The sequence below is a fragment of the Levilactobacillus enshiensis genome (assembly GCF_007115095.1).
GTDB classification, from domain to species: domain Bacteria; phylum Bacillota; class Bacilli; order Lactobacillales; family Lactobacillaceae; genus Levilactobacillus; species Levilactobacillus enshiensis.
In genome coordinates this window covers 61,731-79,644 of sequence record NZ_SULH01000001.1, presented here as the reverse complement: position 1 = coordinate 79,644, position 17,914 = coordinate 61,731, and the positions used below count along the sequence as shown (strand labels likewise).

Sequence of the window (17,914 nt, the reverse complement as noted above, 5' to 3'; positions counted from 1 at the left end):
ATTCCAAAAGTTCTAGAAGTCAATAGGTTTTTGACAACGTTTTCATTTTCTATTCTGTTGGTGCTGTTTCAGTAGGTGCTGATTGCTGTGACTTCAAGCGTTTCCGCAGTTCCGCAACAATTTCAGCATGCTTGGCTTCCGTTAAGGTGACCTTGGTGTAGAAGATGACCGCGGCAATCACCAATAAGACGATTGGAATATAGAACATGAACATATTGAATTGGGCAACACCTCCCGCAGTGATATCCGCTGGTTTTGCATTGCCAGTCATCCCCGCAACCACGGCAACAATACCCACGATCCCGTTGGAGGCTGCCCCGGCTAGCTTGTCGATCAGTGGCCGGACAGATAGGGTCACCGATTCATTCCGGACACCATTAATTAATTGCCCATACTCAACACTATCGGTAATCGTCATCAACGTTGCCAAAAAGATCAGTGGGTAGGGGAAGAAGTAAAACGCAACTGCCACTAGAACTAGGGTTAAATTCTGCCCTGCAAACAGGAAAATCACATAGCCTATCAGCATGAACGCAATTCCCCCAACGTAGATGGCCTTACGTTGAATCAACGACTCTAGCGCCGGGAACAGGGAAACCGAGATCACGCCCAAGATACACGTGATTACCCCAACCCAGGTGTAGGCGGCCGCATTTCCTAACCGGTACGTGAAGTAGTACATCAGCAAGGAATTGGTCACCACGTAGCTAAAAGCAAATAGAAAATATGACGCTGCAATCCACAGCAATTGCTTGTTACGCCCAATTGCCCGGAAAATGTCGGATACGGTGGTGTGCTTGACGTTTGCGCGAATCAGATTATGCTCTTCTTTAATGTTCAAGCAGGTAATCAGCGCGCCACCGACACACAACAACGCCACGATCAGAACGTACCCGGTCCAGCCGGCACGCGTTTGTTGCCCGAATGGCACCTTGGAAATCCAATGCGAAAACAGCAGAATTGCTGGCGTGATAATCACAATAACAATCTGGGCCCCCAACGTTGATCCAATCCGGGAAGCGGTTCCAAATTTAGTCCGCGTCTTGTTATCCAAACTCACAGCCGGCAACATCGACCACAGGGCAATGTCACTAAACGAATAGAAGACATCGATCGTCAAAAATGTAATCGCTACCAATATCAGGTAAAAGATTGGACTGTTCCATGCTAGACCAAAGTAGTCGGAGAACAGAAAGACGAGACCAATTGCGGCCACCGCTGACCCGATCATAATCCACGGGCGGAACTTTCCCCAGCGGGTATTCGTGTTGTCCACGATGCCACCGATCATCGGATCAAACATGATTTCACCGACTCGAATCACCACGACCATGGTGGTGACAATTCCCACCATTTTTTCATCGCCGGAATTCGTGAAGAGCTGGCTTGTCAGAAACATCATGAAATAAATACTGAGCGTATTGTAGAACGCATCATGACCAAACGTCCCTAATGCGTAGGAAATATACTTTTTCACCAGAAACACCCCTCTTGTAAAATAGAAAACTGTTTTATAAATGCATTTTATAAAATCAATTCAGTTGCCATTATATCTGCAATCGGTTACATTGGCAATTGATTTTCCATTTAATTATCTATTTCACAGGTTGCCTATACCGTTTAGGAGCCCTTGATACGACTAATTTCCCCCAATCTTTCGGTCGTCAAATTTTAGCTAGATAATTATTCTTATCTATAAATTGAACAAGAACCCCGTTTGCTCCTAATTTTTAGTGACGACTCCCCTGAAATTACCTAGACCAGTTATTCATTCACTTTAATTGATAACGGTTACATTATTTTGTAAATTGACTTTCTATTTGGATAAACTGTGATAAACTAAGTGTAATTACACCACTGAAAGGAGCTAGCTATGAGTACAAGTAACATGCAGTCCATTCAACATTCGAATTACTCCGATATTTATCACTTGCTTTACGCTAATGAAAAATTATCCAAGCAAGATATCGCAGACCAATTGAACCTGAGTCTCCCCACCGTTAGCGCCAACTTGCAGAAACTAACTAAGCAGCAGTTGATTGTCAAAAGTGGTCAGCTCAAATCCTTAATTGGCCGCCGCGCCACCGCCTATGCGATCGACCCGAATGTCAGCCTAAGTGTCGGTGTCGAAATTTTTGCGAACTATGCGACCATGACCGTTTTGAATTTACGTAAAGAAGTGCTCACGCTCCACACAATCTCACTGCCCTTTGCCAATGACGACCAGTATGCCGCAGCTTTGGCCCAACAGATTCTCGCCGCCATCAAAGACCGTGGCTTCAGTTTGACTCAGATTTCCGGCGTCGGTATTGGGATTCAGGGACTCATCTCTAACGATGGGACCACTATTCTCTATGGTAAAATTCTCAACTGCACAGGGATGAAGGCTGCTAATTTTGGGCAATACCTGCCCTTCCCCGTCACCTTTTATCACGACGCGGATTGCGTGGCTCGGGCGGAATACGCGCAGCATCCGACCGACGGGATCTTTCTGTCGATTGGCGAACACATTGGCACCGCCATCATCATTAACGGTAAAATGCTCAACAGTCCCAGTGGTCGAAATGGCACCATGGAACATATCACGTTGAACTCCATTGACGGTCCTGTCTGTTACTGTGGCCGCCGTGGCTGCATTGAAACTTACTGCTCATTGAGCTCCTTGTTACAGCCCAACGAAGCTGCCGCTAACTTTTTCAGTGACCTTCGCCATCACGATCCGGCCGTCAGCAAGCGTTTCGAACGCTACCTCGACTACTTGGCAGAATCAATTTACAACCTGCACATGTTTGTCGACATTCCCTTAGTTCTTGCGGGAGCCATCACCAAACACCTGACGGAGAAGGACCTGACCGCCTTAAAAGCGCGCTTAAAAAAACTATCCGTGTTCCCCGAAACCGAAAGCTATCTCCACTTGGGAACGGTCAGCGACCACGCCGTTGCAATCGGCGCGGCCATTCCGGCCATCCGCGAACAATTGGCCAACCTCTAACAATGCCGCCTTACCGTTCGCCAAATTTGGACTGGAACGCGGTGGGGAGGACGGCCAAAGCCTGAGAAGCGGTCTTTGGCCTCGCTTTGAGCCAGAAAATCGCTGTCTCAAAGACGCCATTTTTCAAGGAGAACACTTGAAAAATCCCACGGCTGAGTCCAAATTTGACTCACTCACGGCTACTTAACGCGCTGTCAATTAAGACGTCATCCTAGATTTAGCAATGAGCTAACTGTCAGCGCTAAAAGCAAATCTAATCATCGCTGCTGACCAAGATTAGAATCACTTCTTCAGGCTCAATTTTTAGTTGCTATCACTCAAAAAGGAGCCAACCTAGCAATAATGCTAAGTTGACTCCTTTTTAATCTGATCAAAATTCTAATTCGGAATCGTTTCAACCCACTTCTTTAGTAGGAACACGTTAATAATGGCTTCCACCAAAGCAATCACTAGGACGCCGCAGATGTTAAGGATAAATTGCGTTTGCATCCCCGTGCTGAGCAAGCTGCCGAAATTGTTGATCTCGTTAAAGACAAAGATGGCAATCCGGACGAGTAAGTAGATCACGATAATGTATAACACAATGTCCACTGCCCGCCGACTGATATTTGGTAAGAAGTTATTCGTCGCACTCACCGTCAAGTGGACCAAGGAAATTGTGGTCAGTCCCATTATGATAATTGAGAGCCCCAGTATAAACATTCCCAGCGTTGCCTTCACTGCGGTTGCAGTATCCGGTCCACCACTAATATCTGAAAATAGACGCAATAAGTAATCTTTTTCGGCCATCATCGTGACCAGGTAGAAAATAACTTGCACCACGGCAAAATATAAAATCATGGCAAAGGCTGATAATAGATTAACTGTATATAGTTTCGTTTCCCCAATTGGAATCAACCGGTACGTATCCCGCGTAAAGACCCGCTCATTGGCGACGCTTAACATGATGAATACAATCCAGAAGGTCGGAAATGACCAGGCGCCCGTGACACCAAAGATTTCGCCGCCTTCCACGCCGGAGGTCATCAGGCTCCACAATAGGGTTACCGCAATCACAGCCAGCTCTGCCAAAATTATTTTATTCACCAACCGGAATCGATCACGGCTCATGACTTTAAACAACGTTCCGAAACTAGTCATGGTTGACGCCCCCCTCATATAGACTTTCGTAGTATGCTTCGATGCCCAAGCCAAACTCTTCGCGAATCTCATCACTCTGTCTGTGTGTATAAATGGTGTGGTCCTTAACCACCACGATCTCATCTAGGATCGGCGCAATTTCGGAGACATAGTGGTCACTGATGATCATCGTGGCGTCGTCCGGCTTCCATTTGATGATACTGCTGATGATGCGCTTACGACTCATGCTATCAATACCACTAAACGGCTCGTCTAACAGATACAAGTGCGTTTGGCGGGCCAAGGTCAAGGCAATGACTACCTTTTCCTTCATCCCCTTGGACAGTGCCCCTAATCTTAAGCTCGTATCGATCTGTAAGAACGTCACGAGCTCTTCGAAGCGTTGGCCATTAAAGTCTGGATAAACCGCCCGGTAAAAATCAACGATGCGATCAATCTTAGTATTCGCCCGAAAGCCTTTGAGTTGTTCGGTAAAGCTGACGTTGCTCTTTTGATGGGCGACTGCCCGATCCCCACAAACCGTAATCGTTCCAGACCCTTTGGCACTCCCCGTAATTAACCGCATCAACGTTGTTTTACCGGCACCGTTTTCCCCTAACAGGCCGACAATCTTTCCCGTTTCCAGGGTCAAATCAACGTTCTCTAAGATCGTTTTTAAATTGTGTTTATAGGATAACTGCTCAATCGTTAAAACGTTAGTCATGTTGTTGCCCCCTTCGCTCAATATAGGTCTGCAGACTCGTCAAAATCTGCTCATCCGTTAAATTTAACGCATGTAATTCGTTGTAGACGCGTTCCAATTGCTCGATGACTAACTGCTCCTTTAGTTGGGTAATTCGATTCGTATCCATCGTGACGAAATTCCCCTTTCCCCGCTGAGACTCGATTGTCCCCTCCGTGATCATTTCCCCGAGTGCCCGCTGAACGGTATTGACGTTGACCGTTAAGTCAACCGCTAGCTGGCGAACTGCTGGTAGCTTATCCCCTGGTCCAAGCGTGCCAGTCATCATTTCATGATAAAGGTAATTCTTGATTTGATAGTAAATTGGTACCTTATCATCAAACTTCATATTGTCCTGCCTCCCTAGTGTTATATTTTACCATTACACTATAACATGGATTTTGATGATTGGCAAGCCCTCGCTATTTAGTGGCCGCCTACACCCCACTGGTCGCCACTAACATAGCCCCTGCCAACAGATTGTTCGCTGACCGGGCTATCTCCTGTCCAATGCCGCCTACACCTTATGCCGTAGTCGTATACTGTGCCTAAGCATTGAGAAAGTAGGCGCATTCTAATGGAATATCTGAAGAAAAGCGAGTTTGCCACTACTATCGCTATCTTTGTCTTCTTATATCTCGCCAGTACGATGACATTCACTCTGATTCACATCTTGGGCTTAACGCTCTACGTGGCCGGTTCACTTGCTGTCATCATCAAACAGCGACGAAAGGAAGACTCCTAGCTGTAAAACATCAGGTCATAAAAAAGCGTCACGCTAGCCACCAAATTGGCAACTAACGTGACGCTTTAATTTGACGCATTTACAATTTCTGCTCGCTTACTCCAAGTATTGCTTCGTTGAAGCGACAATGTCTTGCAGCCCCTTCTTAGCATCGGAGAAGAACATTTGCGTGTTGTCCATGGAGAACAGTGGGTTTTGCACGCCGGCATACCCAGTACTCATGGAACGCTTGATCACCACGACAGACTTCGACTTGTCGACGTCCAGAATTGGCATCCCAGAAATTTCGTTACCACTTTCCCGCGCTAACGGGTTGGTAACATCGTTGGCCCCAATGACCAGCGAGACGTCGGTACTTTCGAACATTGGGTTGGCATCGTCCAACTGCTTCATTTGTTCATAAGGCACGTTGACATCCGCCAACAGCACGTTCATGTGACCAGGCATCCGTCCAGCAACTGGGTGAATGGCATAGTTTACATTGATGCCTTTATCGGTCAAGACCTTGGCCAATTCGGCAACTTCATGTTGTGCTTGCGCAGCGGCTAACCCATACCCAGGAACGATCATGACGTTCTGAGCGTAGGCCAATTGCAACCCAATATCGTCAGCAGAGGTTTCCTTAACGTCAACTGGTACGGCGTCCGCAGCACTACCTGTATCGCTGTCACCAGTCCCAAAGCCCCCAGCCAAAATGTTGGCCACGGACCGGTTCATGGCGTCGGCCATCTGTAAGGTCAAGATGGTCCCGGCAGCCCCAACTAAGGCACCGGCAATGATTAAGACTTGGTTATTGATAACGAACCCGGCAAAGGCAACCGCTAAACCGGTGAAGGCGTTTAACAGTGAAACCACGACCGGCATGTCGGCCCCACCAATTGGCAACGTCATTAACAGCCCGAAGACCAAACTCATGGCCAAGGCTAAGATGACATACCAGATATTGGTTGGTGAACCGATCATGAACCAAGCTGAAGCTAAAATGGCAATGACCACAATAATGTTTAAGATCCGTGCACCAGGCACCGTAATTGGCTTCCCGGAGACGTGACCTGAAAGTTTCCCGGTCGCAATCAATGACCCGGAGAAGGTGATTCCCCCAATGATAACGTCCAGCAAAACTGGTAGGGAGAAGGCGATACTTAAGCTAGCACCGTCACCTTTAAGTAAGTAATCGAAGATCCCGATAACGGCGGCAGCACCACCACCAACGGCGTTGAACAGACTAACCAGTTGTGGCACATCGGTCATTGGCACCTTACGTGCTTTGACGACCCCATAAAGGATCCCCAGAGCCAGGCCCAAGATCAAGACAACCCAGCCAATGGCATCAATTTTACCTTCAACAATAATCGTCACAATAATTGTGATGACGGCCAGGAACATCCCAACGGCTGACAGGCCATTCCCGCGCCGAGCGGTCTTTGGTGAACGCATCATGTGCACACCGAGAACGTAGCAGACCGCGGATATCAAATAAATTAAGGAAGAAATCGTCTGTAAGGCACTCATTTCTGATCATCCTCCTTTTTGGCTGCTGGTTTGCGGTCAAACATTCCTAACATCCGGTCGGTAACGGTATAACCACCCGCAACGTTAACGGCCGCAAAGAAGGCCCCAAAGAATGCTAAACAATAGAAGACCCAGCTGTTGGCCTCAGCCGCGATGACAAATGCCCCCACGACAACGACCCCGTGAATCGCATTGGCCCCAGACATCATTGGGGTCTGTAAGGTTGCTGGAATTTTACTCATAACTTCAAATCCGACTAATAGACTCAAAACAAAGATTGCTAAGTTCGTAAATAGTTCTTCACTCATGCTTGATCAACTCCTTTTTTATCGTCTGGTTGATCGGCGGGCGTCTCCTCCGCGCTAGCAGGGTGACGTTCTGGTAGCTTCATCGCCGAGCGTTCGCGACTACTGATAATTTCCCCTTGGTACGTCGCGAGCAATTCGCCAACCACTTCATCGTCCACGTCAAGGACAAGTTCGCCATCTTTGGTAATATCCGTGATGACCGACTGAACGTTCTTGGCGTACATGTCAGAAGCGGAAGCTGGCAGTTGACTGGCCATATCGCCGGCACCCACGATTTGGGCGTCATTTGGCGTCGTCACCGTTTCATCTGGCTTAGAACCAGCTACGTTACCGCCTAAATCACTGGCAGCTAAATCGATAAAGAGTTTGCCGGCCTTAGCTTCGTCCACTGATTTCTGGGTAACCAGTAATGGTGGCCGTCGCCCAGGAACTTGTGCGGTCGTGATGACCACGTCGTTTTGGGCAATAAATTCAGCTAATTCTGCCTGTTGTTGGGCGGTTTCTTCGGGAGTCAATGCCCGCGCGTAACCGCCTTCACCAGTGGCCGAAACAGAGGTCGTCAGGAACGTTGCCCCCAGGGATTCAACTTCGCCCCGTGATGCTGGACGAATATCGTACCCGGAAACCATCGCACCTAACCGTTTAGCAGTCCCAATCGCTTGCAGGCCTGCAACCCCAGTCCCTAAGACTAAGACCTTGGTTGGCTTGGCAGTCCCCGCAGCGGTGATCATCATTGGCAGATACCGTGAGAACCGGTCTGCCGCCAACAAGGCTGCTTTGTAACCGGCTACACTGGCTTGTGAACTTAAAACGTCCATCGTTTGTGCCCGTGAAACCGTCCGTGGCAAAAGTTCAAATGCCAACGCATTAACTTTTTTAGCCGCTAATTTCTTAACGAAATCTAAATCCGTTAATGGTGATAATAACCCTAAAAGCGTCTGACCAGCTTGTAATTGGTCGACAACGTCGTCACCCGGTTGGCCAACTGTTGCGATAATGGTCGCCTGCTTAACAGCAGCAGCGCGGTCAACAACTTTAGCCCCCGCATCCGTGTAGACAGCATCCTGATAGAAGGCGCTTTCACCGGCGCCCTGTTCGATCAGCACTTGATAATCACTTTTGACCAGCTTGCGAACAACGTCCGGTGATAGAGCGACCCGGTTCTCGCCAGGTGCTTCTTTCAAAGCCGAAATGGTAATTGACATGCCATACATCCCCTTTTGATAAAGTCTTCACAACTTAACTATAGGGCATTTTCGGGCGCAAAACAATGCTCGAACGGCCGAATTGATAAATATCTTGATATTTTGTCGAATTTGACGAATTTTAGGGTCATTTAGTCGACTATTTCTGTAAAAAACGGGATTAATCATCAATACTGTTCTCATTATTAAACGTCATCAGCCAGTCAATGGTTATAAAATCCCCCGTCCACTTGCACCAAAATTTTTCCATTAGTCGCAGCTGATCTTGGAAAAGTATCCTTACAATTTGAACATTGAGTGCGCGGTGGTGTCCATCAAATTTATAAAATTTATACCGTCCCACGCCGCCAATCACGTAGCGCCAAAAAGGCCCCGCACCGATTTGCTTTCACAAACTGGTACTGGACCTATTTTCATCACTTGACTAACTCAACCAGCCGTCCATCCAGAACTTTTTGGTCACAATGATCTCACTCGCAGCGGTCGTGAGTTGTTTGACCATCTGGGCGTAGGCATCGTTGGCCGTGACCTGTTGCAAGCGGCCAGTCAGCGTGGTCATTTCGGTCTCACCAAATATCCAGTTCAACGCGTCTTCTTGCTCTAGGATGATCAAGAGATTCAGCGTCGTGTGGGTCACCTGACCGGATTGTAACTGCTGCTTTAAGGTGGTGATCACCTGCTGACGACTGGCCGCCTTAGGCTCGTAAATCACGTGTGGTGTCAGGTTGTTTTGAAATAAAACCCGTTCCGTGGTCCCAGCAGCCAAGGTCTCAGCCCCAATGCCATCGTAAATGGTGTTGGCAATATCCCAGCTGGTCACCAATTTTAGAATCGACTTTAACTGGGGGGTCTGCATCAAGTCATTGCGCAGCCGCATCTTAAAGGCCGACAGATAAGACGGGAGGTTCTCCCACTGTGCGTCGTCCGCAATTGCGAGGTTATCCCCCGTCACGACCAGCACCCGTTGATCGATCAAATCGAGTAAGGCGCCCAAGACGAAATAGGCTTGGGCTGTGAACCGAGTACGGAGAGTCGGTTTCTGCCCGATTCTTTCGGTCAAGAGTAAATAGTTTGTTGCGGTCGTGAGTGTCACACGTGGTTCCTCCTTGATGATTTAGGTTGCTTGGCGCTGCTATTTAAAAGTCGTCGCCGCAGGTCCCTAAAATTTCCAATTTTATACATTCTGAATTTCTTACGAATGGTTAGTATACCACACCCACTCGTGGGAAGCGAGGCGGTTCGTGTCCGGTAGATCGCTCATTACTGAAAGTGGCCTTAATCGGGCGATAAAAAAAGCGTGTCTTGCATGACACGCTTTTTAATGCACGAGCTGTATATTTAGCCAATTTGGCGGGAGAACTTTTTAAACCCAAATAGCTTATCGATTCGGGTAAAGTATTCTGCTGGAATGTCTAAATCAATGGCCTTCAAATTGTTCTGCAATTGCTTAGGCTTGCTGGCACCGGTAATCAGGCTGGAGATCCGTGGGTCGCGTAAGCCCCAGGCTAAGGCAAATGTCGACAGGTCCGTGTCCAATTCGGCGGCCATCTTGACCAACGCTTCAACCTTATCCAAGTTGTCGTCGGTCAGTAACGCCTTAATCTGTCCTTGATAGGTTGCCCGTGAACCCGCTGGAATCGCTTGACCCTTACGGTACTTACCGGTCAGGAGGCCCTGTGACAGCGGTGAAAATGGGACAACGCCCAGGCCGAGCTTGCCACAAACATCGAGTAGTTCGTGTTCAATGTAGCGGTCAAACATGTTGTACTGAGGTTGCACGACAGACATGGGGTGCAGGCCACGTTCCTGAATGATTAATTGGGCCTCCAAAATCTGCACGGGCCGCCATTCACTGACGCCGTAGTACAGAATCTTACCTTGGTCGACCAACCCGCTCAGCGTGGTCAACGTTTCGGCCAGCGGCGTTTCGGGGTCAAACCGGTGACAGAAGTACAGGTCGAGGTAGTCGGTCTGCATGTTGCTTAACGATTGCTCCAATGATTCCGTAATGTGCTTGCGGGAAAGGCCCCCGTCATTCACGCCCTCACCCGTGGGGAAGAAAACCTTACTAGACATCACCAATTCTTTACGGGGGAACTGCTTCAACGTCTTACCCAAGAAGCGTTCAGCCGCACCACCACTATAAGCGTCGGCACAGTCAAAAAAGTTGATACCATTTTCATAAGCTAACTTGATACTCTGTGCGGCCAAGTCCTGCTTGTCGCCCGCACTCACGTCAGTCATCCAGCTTCCAAGTGCCAGTTCACTCACGCGTAATCCTTGTTTTCCTAAATGCCGATACTTCATGCGAAATCCTCCTAAGTTTGTTGTGATGGTCGGAATGAAAACGGTCTCACAACGTCATAAATTTAGTCTACCAGATTTTGCACAACTAGGTCAGTAACCTGATAAATATTCGCCAAAAAGTTTGAGGATGATAACCTTTTTAGTCATCAATATTGGTCATCCCTTGAATCCTCACCACTAAAGAACACGTTCATGCTATGCATTGGCCCCATCGGCTTCTTCAATGAGATCAGGGTCTGCCTTAATCATCCGGCCCCCCGCTTCGAATCACCCGTTGATGAACAGCAACGTCACCGGTTGGGCAACATGAAGCACCCCATTCCCAGAATATCAGGCATTTCATCTTTTTTAGCCAACCACCTTTACTTCAGAATTCTTCGTATACGCCGCCAAAATTTGAGCGTATAATTAAAACCATTAATTAGTTCACCAGACATACAACTTAAAGAAATGAGAGTCAGCCGATGAAACATACAGAACCGCAATCATTTTTGGGAAAACTCTATAAATACCGTACTTATTTGCTAGGACTCGTCATTTTAGTCGTCGGCATCGCCAGCATCGTTGGTGTTCAGGCCCATCAGAAGAACGCGGCTGAGAATGCGACCACTTCGTTGGCAGAAGCTAAGGGCCCAACTCCCCATGAAATCACGGTCCAACAAAAGCGACTCAAACATAAGCTGAACCGCTACTTGAAATCGGTTACATCTGACGGGACAGCCAGCGTCAGCTTCTATAATTTAGGACCAACCGCTGGCAGCTCGGCGGCAAAGTCCCAGACGACCCGCCAGTTCTATAAACAGGGCAAGCTCGCCACATCGGCCAACGCTCACACGCCGATGGTCTCCGCTAGCACCTACAAGTTATTCATCGCCGCCTACCTCTTCCACCAAAATCACTTAGGCTACTACGATTGGACGCTCACCGAAAAGGAAGGCTTCCAACGCATGATCGTCAACAGTGAGAATGACTTTGCGGAAGGCGTGTTGGATACCTATGGACTGACGACTCTTGATGACTTCATCGCGAGCGAAGGCTGGTACACGCCCACCTTCGTTGCTAACCAAGCGTCCGTCACCACGGCCTACAGTCTGACGTTGCTCCTGAAGAAATTGGCCCGCCAGCAGGCCCCATTTAACCATCTTCACGACCAGCAGTGGCTACTTTCGCTCATGCGCAAACAGATCTACCGGACCGGGATTCCAGCCGGTGCGGCTACCGCGAAAAAAGGGACAGTCGCTGCTGACAAGGTCGGTTTTCTCGGGGATACCAACAACGATGCCGCCATCGTCACCCTGCCCAATGGCCAACGCTACGTGCTGGTCATCATGACCCACGGCCACGGTCAAAGCGGCTTCAGTGGCTTCCCCCGGATGGCCGAAATCACCACGCACATTCAGAAGATGATGTATGACCCCAGCATTGTTCAGGGCCTCAATCGGTAAGTAAATAGAACATTTGGGAACTATGATGAGAAAAGCCATCATGGTTCTTTTTTTATGCCCTGCTAGTTGCTTTCTAGACTAAACACAGGTCTGATCCGTGCGACGCCAACAGCGATTCCGGTAACTACACCACAACCAGTTGGCACCTACTTTTGCCCCACAACTAAATTTGATAATCACTTTATGTTGACAAATGTAATCGTTGGCGGTAAGCTACATTCATAGATTACAAACGTAAACAAAGAAAGCAGGAATTTCTCATGATCAAATTAATCGTCCTCATAGTTGCTGCGGCACTGATTGGCTTCATCGCCTGGTGGTTCTTCGGCAAACACACCACACGAGCTGTTGATGCTGCCATGACTGGTCAATCCCAGGATGCTGCAGTTGAAGTCAGCGGTGGCTACTCGCCCAGTACGGTCGTCTTAAAGCGCGGTGTGCCCGCCCACATCACCTTTAACCGTAAGGACCCATCAAGTTGTTTGGAACAAGTCGTCTTTCCTGATTTCGGAATCAACCAGTTTCTTCCTAAGGACCAAGACCAGGTCATCGACATCGACACCAGCAAGGCCGGCGAGTTCGACTACGCGTGTGGGATGAACATGTTTCACGGTAAGGTCATTATTAAATAACGGAGGTCTTCATCATGACAAACAAACAAGTTGCAACCATTATCGTTGATGGCGGCTACGTTCCCGCTACAGTCACATTGACTCAGGGTGTTCCTGCCGAATTGACGTTTAATCGGATCAAAGATGCCGGCTGTCTGGATCAAGTCCACTCGCAAGCGCTCAATTTCAATGAAGACCTGCCACTCAACACACCACGGACCGTCACCATCGACACCAGTCATGCCGGTGAATTCGACTTCAGTTGCGGTATGGATATGTTCCACGGAAAGGTGGTCATCAAGCCATGAGCATCAAAAACCGGTTTGTCTTCTCACTGATTGTCTCCCTCCCCATGCTGGTTGAAATGGTGGGCCAACCCTTTGGTTTCATGCTTCCCGGTGGTGCCTGGACCATGTTTCTCCTGACCACCGCCGTGATGGCCGTCTCCGCCGGTCCCTTCATCGAGAGTGCTTGGGCCGCCTTTCGTCATCACCACGCCAACATGGATACACTGGTCGCCATTGGAACGGCGACGGCCTACCTCTATAGTTTCTACGCGACGCTGACTGGTAAAGCCGTCTTCTATGAAAGTGCCGCCTTCGTGGTCACCTTCATTTTGCTCGGCCAGTATTTTGAAGAAAAAATGAAACATTCCGCCTCGGGCGCGGTTAGCAAATTAGTCGACCTGCAGGCCAAGGATGCCGAAGTCATGCGCGATGGCCAACTGGTCAAGGTCCCCTTGGCTGAAGTCATTGTTGGTGATATCGTGCGCGTGAAGCCCGGCCAAAAAATTGCGGTCGATGGCGTCATTACTGAAGGGACCTCGACCATTGACGAGTCCATGGTTACCGGTGAAAGTATGCCCGTCACGAAACAAGCTGGTGATCACGTTATCGGTGCGACGATGAATAACACGGGAACGTTCTTATTCCGGGCCAGCAAGGTCGGGAGTGACACCCTGTTATCGCAAATTGTCGAGATGGTCAAGAAGGCTCAGACCAGCCATGCCCCCATTCAGAAAACGGTCGACAAGGTGGCGGATATCTTCGTTCCCGCCGTTCTGATGATTGCGATCTTAACGTTTACGGTCTGGTACGTCTTTCTCGGGGCCAGTGTGGTCAATGCCATGCTCTTTGCCGTCTCCGTTGTCATCATCGCTTGTCCCTGTGCCCTCGGCATCGCGACCCCCACGGCCTTGATGGTCGGTACTGGCCGGAGTGCTAAGATGGGCATCCTGATTAAAAATGGGGAGGTCCTCGAAGCTGCTAACCGCGTAAAGACGGTGGTTTTCGACAAGACTGGCACCATTACGGCCGGTCAGCCACAGGTCACTGACATTGTGGGCGACCCGGAGACCGTCCTGGACGTTGCCGCTAGTTTGGAAGTCTCATCTGAGCATCCCCTTGCCGCCGCCATTTTAGATAAGGCCAAGGCTGACGGCCGAACCGTGACCGCCGCAACTGATTTTAAAGCGATCGAAGGCAAGGGGGTCCAGGCCACGGTCAATGGCCAAGCCGCCCTCATTGGTAATGACAAATTGCTCGCTGACTACGCCTTGACCACAGAACTCAGCCGCCAAATGACCAAACTTCAAAGCGAGGCCAAGACCGTTGTGCTGGTCGGTCTGGCCGGCAAGATCATTGGTCTGATTGCGATTCAAGACGCACCGAAAGCGAGCTCCGCTGGTGCCATTGCTGCACTGAAGAAACGGGGTCTGCGAACCGTTATGCTGACCGGGGATAACCAACGGGTCGCTCAGGCGATTGCCGCCGAAGTTGGCATCGATGACGTTATTGCAGATGTGCTCCCCGGCGATAAGGCCGATAACGTTAAACGGCTCCAAGCTGATGGCCCGGTCGCCTTTGTGGGTGACGGCATCAACGACGCCCCAGCCTTAACCACTGCCGATGTCGGCATCGCCATGGGCTCTGGTACCGATATCGCCATTGAATCTGGCGGAATCGTCTTGGTCAAGAATGACCTCCAAGATGTCGTTCACGCCCTGGAACTCAGCAAGAAGACTTTCAGCCGGATTAAGCTGAACCTGTTTTGGGCATTCATCTACAACACGTTAGGGATTCCCGTGGCTGCTGGCGTCTTCTTCGCCCTTGGCCTCTCACTGAGTCCGGAGATTGCCGGACTGGGCATGGCCCTCAGTTCCTTATCAGTCGTTGCCAGTTCCTTGTTGCTGAACACGTCGAAATTGACGTCTGCACCAGCACCCACTGCCGCATAGGAGGGATTCGCAATGGAAGAAAAATTTTGGCGTAAAAGCACCTGGCAAACAGCGTTGATTGCCATCGTCTACACGATTGTGGCAATTGGCATTGGCGCCTTGATTGGCCATTAACATGGCAAGCAAAGGGATCATCGTAGCGACTAGGGCTGCGATGATCCTTTTTTACGTAAATATCCTATGCAACCTGATTTATCTGCATTTTTTTATTTAATTTCCCCGTTGGTAGCCAAATGACATATTATGTCGTCCCCTCCGCGTAGAATCACAATTGTAGTGAAAAAGACTGAAGAAGAGAGCTGATATCGTGTTTAAAAACAAAGGTTTACTCAAGTTTGTAGCCTTGATGGGACTTGGAATTAGTTTATTAAGTATGGGCAGTGTTACTGTGAATGCCTCCAGTAAGCCATATTGGGGTCATTTCGATTCAAAGAAAATTACTTATCATATTGATTCAACTTCAAAACACTATCGTGGAATATTTAAGGCTGCTGTCAAGAATTGGGAAACGAATGGCGTAATAAAATTAGTAAACACAAAGAAAAAAAGTAAGGCAGATATTAGAATAACATCTGTTAAAAATATAAAGCATGATGCACCAGATAGGAATAACTCCAGTTTATTTGGAGGTAGTATTATGAATACTCAAATTCGTTTAAGTAGGCATTATATTAAAAAATACAATTATTCGGATACTCAAATTATTCAGTTTGCGACAGCCGAATTAGGCTCTGCACTAGGTTTAAATTATGTTGATTCTGATAATAGTATCATGGGTGGCAGTCAGACAATCACGTCATTTGACCGAGCTAACTTAAAGGCAGCATATAAAGGCGTCAAATAAGCGACTATCACCAACTAAATAATTAATCGTAAAAGGATTACCCAGACTGACCATAAGCCGGCCAACAACGGATAATCCTTTTTAGCATACCTATTATTTTTCCGCCAAAGCCTTAACAATATCCGGCTCAACCTTCTCTGGCTTGGTCACTGGCGCGTAACGGTCGATCAACTGACCATCGCGACCAATCAGAAACTTCGTGAAGTTCCATTTGATCCGTCCGTGGCCCGCGGTCGCCTTGAGGTAGGTGAACAGCGGGTCCTCGTCATCTCCATTGACCGCAATCTTTTTAGTCATCGGAAAGGTTACCCCATAATGCATTTGACAAAAGTCACTGGTGGCTTCGTCTGAGTCTAGTTCCTGGTGGAATTGATTGGACGGCAACCCAAGCACCTCAAATCCTTGATCATGATACTGCTTGTACAGTGCCTCGATCCCCTCTAGTTGGGGAGCTAGTCCACACTTACTGGCCGTATTAACAATCAGTAATACTTTGCCCTGATAGTCTTTGAAGTCAATGGTCTTACCACTCATTTCAGTTTCCTTAAACTCATAAATCGTTGCCATAACCCGTCACCCTTTCACATTGAATTAGTTGAACTAAAAAAACGATTGTGCACAAGTTTATCATACAACAATCGTTTGTCATTAGCTTCTATTTTGCTAGGGGCTGCGTGTAAACCGTGGCGAAGCCCTGCGCCCAGACACGTTCGTGGTGGCAACGAATCTGTTCCGCTGTCAATTCCGGGGTAGCAAAGGTCGTTGCCAATCCCGACTGAATCGCCATCTGAAACCCTTGGTTGTGGCCCACACGAATTGCCGTGTCCACGGCCAGCTCGGTCTGCAACCCGCACACCTCAAGGCTGTTAATGTTCAGATGTCGTAGTCGTTCCACTAACCCCGTTTCAAAGAAAATATCCGTCTGATAGTTGAGCACAATCACGTCACGTTGCACCTGTAACCGTGCGTCCAATTCCCACGACGGACTTCCATACACGAAGGCATCATCCGTGCGCTGTAAAAAAATTACGGGATGGTGCGCGTGATGGTACACGTCCAAGCGCCGATTAATTTTAGCAACCACTTCATCATAGCCGACTGCTTGCTGGTACCCATTTTGCACGTTGATCACTAATAAGCCATTCTGTACTGGCACAGAAACTCCTCCTCAAAAAATGAACTCTCCACCTTACGCCGCGCGACCACAGCCAACTTGAAATGCCTCCCAGCCCTCACTCGCAATGAAGTAGACCAGGACCAATGCGGCAACGGAATCGCTCCACCACCAACCGACCCACGCCGTCAAAGTCGCACCGATCAGCACCGTGGCGGCCATGTAGGCACAGGTCACGTTACACATGCCATCTTCCATCAATGCTGGCGAGTGGAGTTGCTTACCCAAGGTTCGTTTCCGCAACGCCAACAACGGCATTAAGATCACCGAGGCAATCGCGATACCGATACCGGACAGACTACTATCCGCGGCTTGATGCAGCACCAAATTGGTAATGGCTACGCCGGTCACGTAAAGCGCCAACAGCAGCAATACCGTGCCCACAATCAACGATGACTGCCGCTCAGCACGTTCAATCTCGGCTGCTGGTGCCCCCTTAGCCGCTTTACGCAGTCGCCAGATCAACGCACTCCCAGAGATGATCTCCAAACAACTGTCCAGGCCAAAGGCAATCAGTAAAATTGACCCCGCCTTTAGTCCGGAATACAATCCCACTGAAAATTCAAAGACCATCCAAGCCGTCGAAAAATATTCCGTCCGTAGACCGTGTTGCACTAACTTCCCCGTCTCATTTACCATCATCTATCCCCTCACTTCTCAAGTCACCTTATTTC

19 protein-coding genes are annotated in these 17,914 nt (G+C 48.7%); 7 read left to right on the top strand and 12 right to left on the bottom strand.

Annotation, left to right across the window (positions count from 1 at the left end):
- Positions 1 to 49: 49 nt before the first annotated feature.
- The gene (locus FAY32_RS00330; protein ID WP_143461343.1) at positions 50 to 1,477 is read right to left on the bottom strand and encodes a glycoside-pentoside-hexuronide (GPH):cation symporter; all 1,428 of its coding nucleotides are present in this window, start codon (positions 1,475 to 1,477) and stop codon (positions 50 to 52) included.
- A 396-nt stretch (positions 1,478 to 1,873) separates the two neighbouring features.
- Here FAY32_RS00330 and FAY32_RS00325 point away from each other — a divergent pair, with 396 nt between their 5' ends.
- On the top strand, positions 1,874 to 2,992 hold the full coding sequence (locus FAY32_RS00325) for an ROK family transcriptional regulator (RefSeq protein ID WP_143461342.1): 1,119 nt from the start codon (positions 1,874 to 1,876) through the stop codon (positions 2,990 to 2,992).
- Positions 2,993 to 3,370: 378 nt separating this feature from the next.
- On the opposite strand, the gene FAY32_RS00320 is transcribed toward FAY32_RS00325, so the two are convergent.
- Genes FAY32_RS00320 through FAY32_RS00310 form a run of 3 tightly spaced genes read right to left on the bottom strand, consistent with a single transcriptional unit; the run spans position 3,371 to position 5,202 of the window.
- On the bottom strand, positions 3,371 to 4,132 hold the full coding sequence (locus tag FAY32_RS00320) for an ABC transporter permease (RefSeq protein WP_143461341.1): 762 nt from the start codon (positions 4,130 to 4,132) through the stop codon (positions 3,371 to 3,373).
- On the bottom strand, positions 4,125 to 4,835 hold the full coding sequence (locus tag FAY32_RS00315; RefSeq protein ID WP_143461340.1) for an ATP-binding cassette domain-containing protein: 711 nt from the start codon (positions 4,833 to 4,835) through the stop codon (positions 4,125 to 4,127). Before FAY32_RS00315 ends, FAY32_RS00320 begins: the two co-directional genes overlap by 8 nt.
- Positions 4,828 to 5,202, bottom strand: a complete 375-nt coding sequence (locus FAY32_RS00310; RefSeq protein WP_143461339.1) for a GntR family transcriptional regulator — start codon at positions 5,200 to 5,202, stop codon at positions 4,828 to 4,830. The genes FAY32_RS00315 and FAY32_RS00310 overlap by 8 nt, the downstream gene beginning before the upstream one ends.
- Before the next feature lie 228 nt (positions 5,203 to 5,430).
- On the opposite strand from FAY32_RS00310, the gene FAY32_RS14575 reads away from it, so the two are divergent.
- A complete protein-coding gene (locus FAY32_RS14575; protein WP_158727516.1) occupies positions 5,431 to 5,598 on the top strand; it encodes a hypothetical protein in 168 nt (55 codons plus the stop codon).
- A gap of 96 nt (positions 5,599 to 5,694) precedes the next feature.
- On the opposite strand, the gene FAY32_RS00305 is transcribed toward FAY32_RS14575, so the two are convergent.
- From FAY32_RS00305 to FAY32_RS00285, 5 genes are all read right to left on the bottom strand, one after another.
- Positions 5,695 to 7,110 (bottom strand): NAD(P)(+) transhydrogenase (Re/Si-specific) subunit beta, encoded by a 1,416-nt coding sequence (locus FAY32_RS00305; RefSeq protein WP_143461338.1) that lies wholly within the window; start codon positions 7,108 to 7,110, stop codon positions 5,695 to 5,697.
- A complete protein-coding gene (locus tag FAY32_RS00300; protein WP_048732835.1) occupies positions 7,107 to 7,418 on the bottom strand; it encodes an NAD(P) transhydrogenase subunit alpha in 312 nt (103 codons plus the stop codon). Before FAY32_RS00300 ends, FAY32_RS00305 begins: the two co-directional genes overlap by 4 nt.
- Complete coding sequence (locus tag FAY32_RS00295) at positions 7,415 to 8,623, bottom strand: NAD(P) transhydrogenase subunit alpha (protein ID WP_143461337.1); 1,209 nt, start codon at positions 8,621 to 8,623, stop codon at positions 7,415 to 7,417. The genes FAY32_RS00300 and FAY32_RS00295 overlap by 4 nt, the downstream gene beginning before the upstream one ends.
- Before the next feature lie 424 nt (positions 8,624 to 9,047).
- The gene (locus FAY32_RS00290; RefSeq protein WP_143461336.1) at positions 9,048 to 9,716 is read right to left on the bottom strand and encodes a hypothetical protein; all 669 of its coding nucleotides are present in this window, start codon (positions 9,714 to 9,716) and stop codon (positions 9,048 to 9,050) included.
- A gap of 245 nt (positions 9,717 to 9,961) precedes the next feature.
- On the bottom strand, positions 9,962 to 10,930 hold the full coding sequence (locus tag FAY32_RS00285; protein ID WP_143461335.1) for an aldo/keto reductase family protein: 969 nt from the start codon (positions 10,928 to 10,930) through the stop codon (positions 9,962 to 9,964).
- Between the two features lie 464 nt (positions 10,931 to 11,394).
- On the opposite strand from FAY32_RS00285, the gene FAY32_RS00280 reads away from it, so the two are divergent.
- The 5 genes from FAY32_RS00280 (at position 11,395) to FAY32_RS00260 (ending at position 16,066) form a co-directional block, all read left to right on the top strand.
- Positions 11,395 to 12,375 (top strand): serine hydrolase, encoded by a 981-nt coding sequence (locus FAY32_RS00280; protein ID WP_143461334.1) that lies wholly within the window; start codon positions 11,395 to 11,397, stop codon positions 12,373 to 12,375.
- A gap of 260 nt (positions 12,376 to 12,635) precedes the next feature.
- Positions 12,636 to 13,007 carry a cupredoxin domain-containing protein gene (locus FAY32_RS00275; RefSeq protein WP_143461333.1) on the top strand — a complete coding sequence of 124 codons (372 nt, stop codon included), beginning with the start codon at positions 12,636 to 12,638 and terminating at the stop codon, positions 13,005 to 13,007.
- Between the two features lie 14 nt (positions 13,008 to 13,021).
- The gene (locus FAY32_RS00270; RefSeq protein WP_143461332.1) at positions 13,022 to 13,294 is read left to right on the top strand and encodes a cupredoxin domain-containing protein; all 273 of its coding nucleotides are present in this window, start codon (positions 13,022 to 13,024) and stop codon (positions 13,292 to 13,294) included.
- Positions 13,291 to 15,222 (top strand): copper-translocating P-type ATPase, encoded by a 1,932-nt coding sequence (locus FAY32_RS00265; protein ID WP_143461331.1) that lies wholly within the window; start codon positions 13,291 to 13,293, stop codon positions 15,220 to 15,222. Before FAY32_RS00270 ends, FAY32_RS00265 begins: the two co-directional genes overlap by 4 nt.
- A 307-nt stretch (positions 15,223 to 15,529) precedes the next feature.
- Positions 15,530 to 16,066, top strand: a complete 537-nt coding sequence (locus FAY32_RS00260) for a zinc metalloprotease (protein ID WP_143461330.1) — start codon at positions 15,530 to 15,532, stop codon at positions 16,064 to 16,066.
- 93 nt (positions 16,067 to 16,159) lie between these two features.
- On the opposite strand, the gene FAY32_RS00255 is transcribed toward FAY32_RS00260, so the two are convergent.
- The 3 genes from FAY32_RS00255 to FAY32_RS00245 form a co-directional block, all read right to left on the bottom strand.
- Positions 16,160 to 16,633: a glutathione peroxidase gene (locus tag FAY32_RS00255; protein ID WP_143461329.1), complete on the bottom strand. Its 474-nt coding sequence runs from the start codon at positions 16,631 to 16,633 to the stop codon at positions 16,160 to 16,162.
- Positions 16,634 to 16,721: 88 nt separating this feature from the next.
- A complete protein-coding gene (locus FAY32_RS00250) occupies positions 16,722 to 17,222 on the bottom strand; it encodes an isochorismatase family protein (RefSeq protein ID WP_143461328.1) in 501 nt (166 codons plus the stop codon).
- A 33-nt stretch (positions 17,223 to 17,255) separates the two neighbouring features.
- Entirely contained in the window at positions 17,256 to 17,882 is a 627-nt protein-coding gene (locus tag FAY32_RS00245; RefSeq protein WP_143461327.1) for a cation transporter, read from the bottom strand.
- Between the last annotated feature and the right edge of the window lie 32 nt (positions 17,883 to 17,914).

What these genes read in the sequence shown, in the direction of transcription:
- FAY32_RS00325 (WP_143461342.1), top strand. Translation starts at nt 1,874, where the DNA reads ATGAGTACAAGTAACATGCAGTCCATTCAACATTCGAATTACTCCGAT.
- FAY32_RS00320 (WP_143461341.1), bottom strand. Translation starts at nt 4,132, where the DNA reads ATGACTAGTTTCGGAACGTTGTTTAAAGTCATGAGCCGTGATCGATTC.
- FAY32_RS00315 (WP_143461340.1), bottom strand. Translation starts at nt 4,835, where the DNA reads ATGACTAACGTTTTAACGATTGAGCAGTTATCCTATAAACACAATTTA.
- FAY32_RS00310 (WP_143461339.1), bottom strand. Translation starts at nt 5,202, where the DNA reads ATGAAGTTTGATGATAAGGTACCAATTTACTATCAAATCAAGAATTAC.
- FAY32_RS14575 (WP_158727516.1), top strand. Translation starts at nt 5,431, where the DNA reads ATGGAATATCTGAAGAAAAGCGAGTTTGCCACTACTATCGCTATCTTT.
- FAY32_RS00305 (WP_143461338.1), bottom strand. Translation starts at nt 7,110, where the DNA reads ATGAGTGCCTTACAGACGATTTCTTCCTTAATTTATTTGATATCCGCG.
- FAY32_RS00300 (WP_048732835.1), bottom strand. Translation starts at nt 7,418, where the DNA reads ATGAGTGAAGAACTATTTACGAACTTAGCAATCTTTGTTTTGAGTCTA.
- FAY32_RS00295 (WP_143461337.1), bottom strand. Translation starts at nt 8,623, where the DNA reads ATGTCAATTACCATTTCGGCTTTGAAAGAAGCACCTGGCGAGAACCGG.
- FAY32_RS00285 (WP_143461335.1), bottom strand. Translation starts at nt 10,930, where the DNA reads ATGAAGTATCGGCATTTAGGAAAACAAGGATTACGCGTGAGTGAACTG.
- FAY32_RS00280 (WP_143461334.1), top strand. Translation starts at nt 11,395, where the DNA reads ATGAAACATACAGAACCGCAATCATTTTTGGGAAAACTCTATAAATAC.
- FAY32_RS00275 (WP_143461333.1), top strand. Translation starts at nt 12,636, where the DNA reads ATGATCAAATTAATCGTCCTCATAGTTGCTGCGGCACTGATTGGCTTC.
- FAY32_RS00270 (WP_143461332.1), top strand. Translation starts at nt 13,022, where the DNA reads ATGACAAACAAACAAGTTGCAACCATTATCGTTGATGGCGGCTACGTT.
- FAY32_RS00265 (WP_143461331.1), top strand. Translation starts at nt 13,291, where the DNA reads ATGAGCATCAAAAACCGGTTTGTCTTCTCACTGATTGTCTCCCTCCCC.
- FAY32_RS00255 (WP_143461329.1), bottom strand. Translation starts at nt 16,633, where the DNA reads ATGGCAACGATTTATGAGTTTAAGGAAACTGAAATGAGTGGTAAGACC.
- FAY32_RS00245 (WP_143461327.1), bottom strand. Translation starts at nt 17,882, where the DNA reads ATGATGGTAAATGAGACGGGGAAGTTAGTGCAACACGGTCTACGGACG.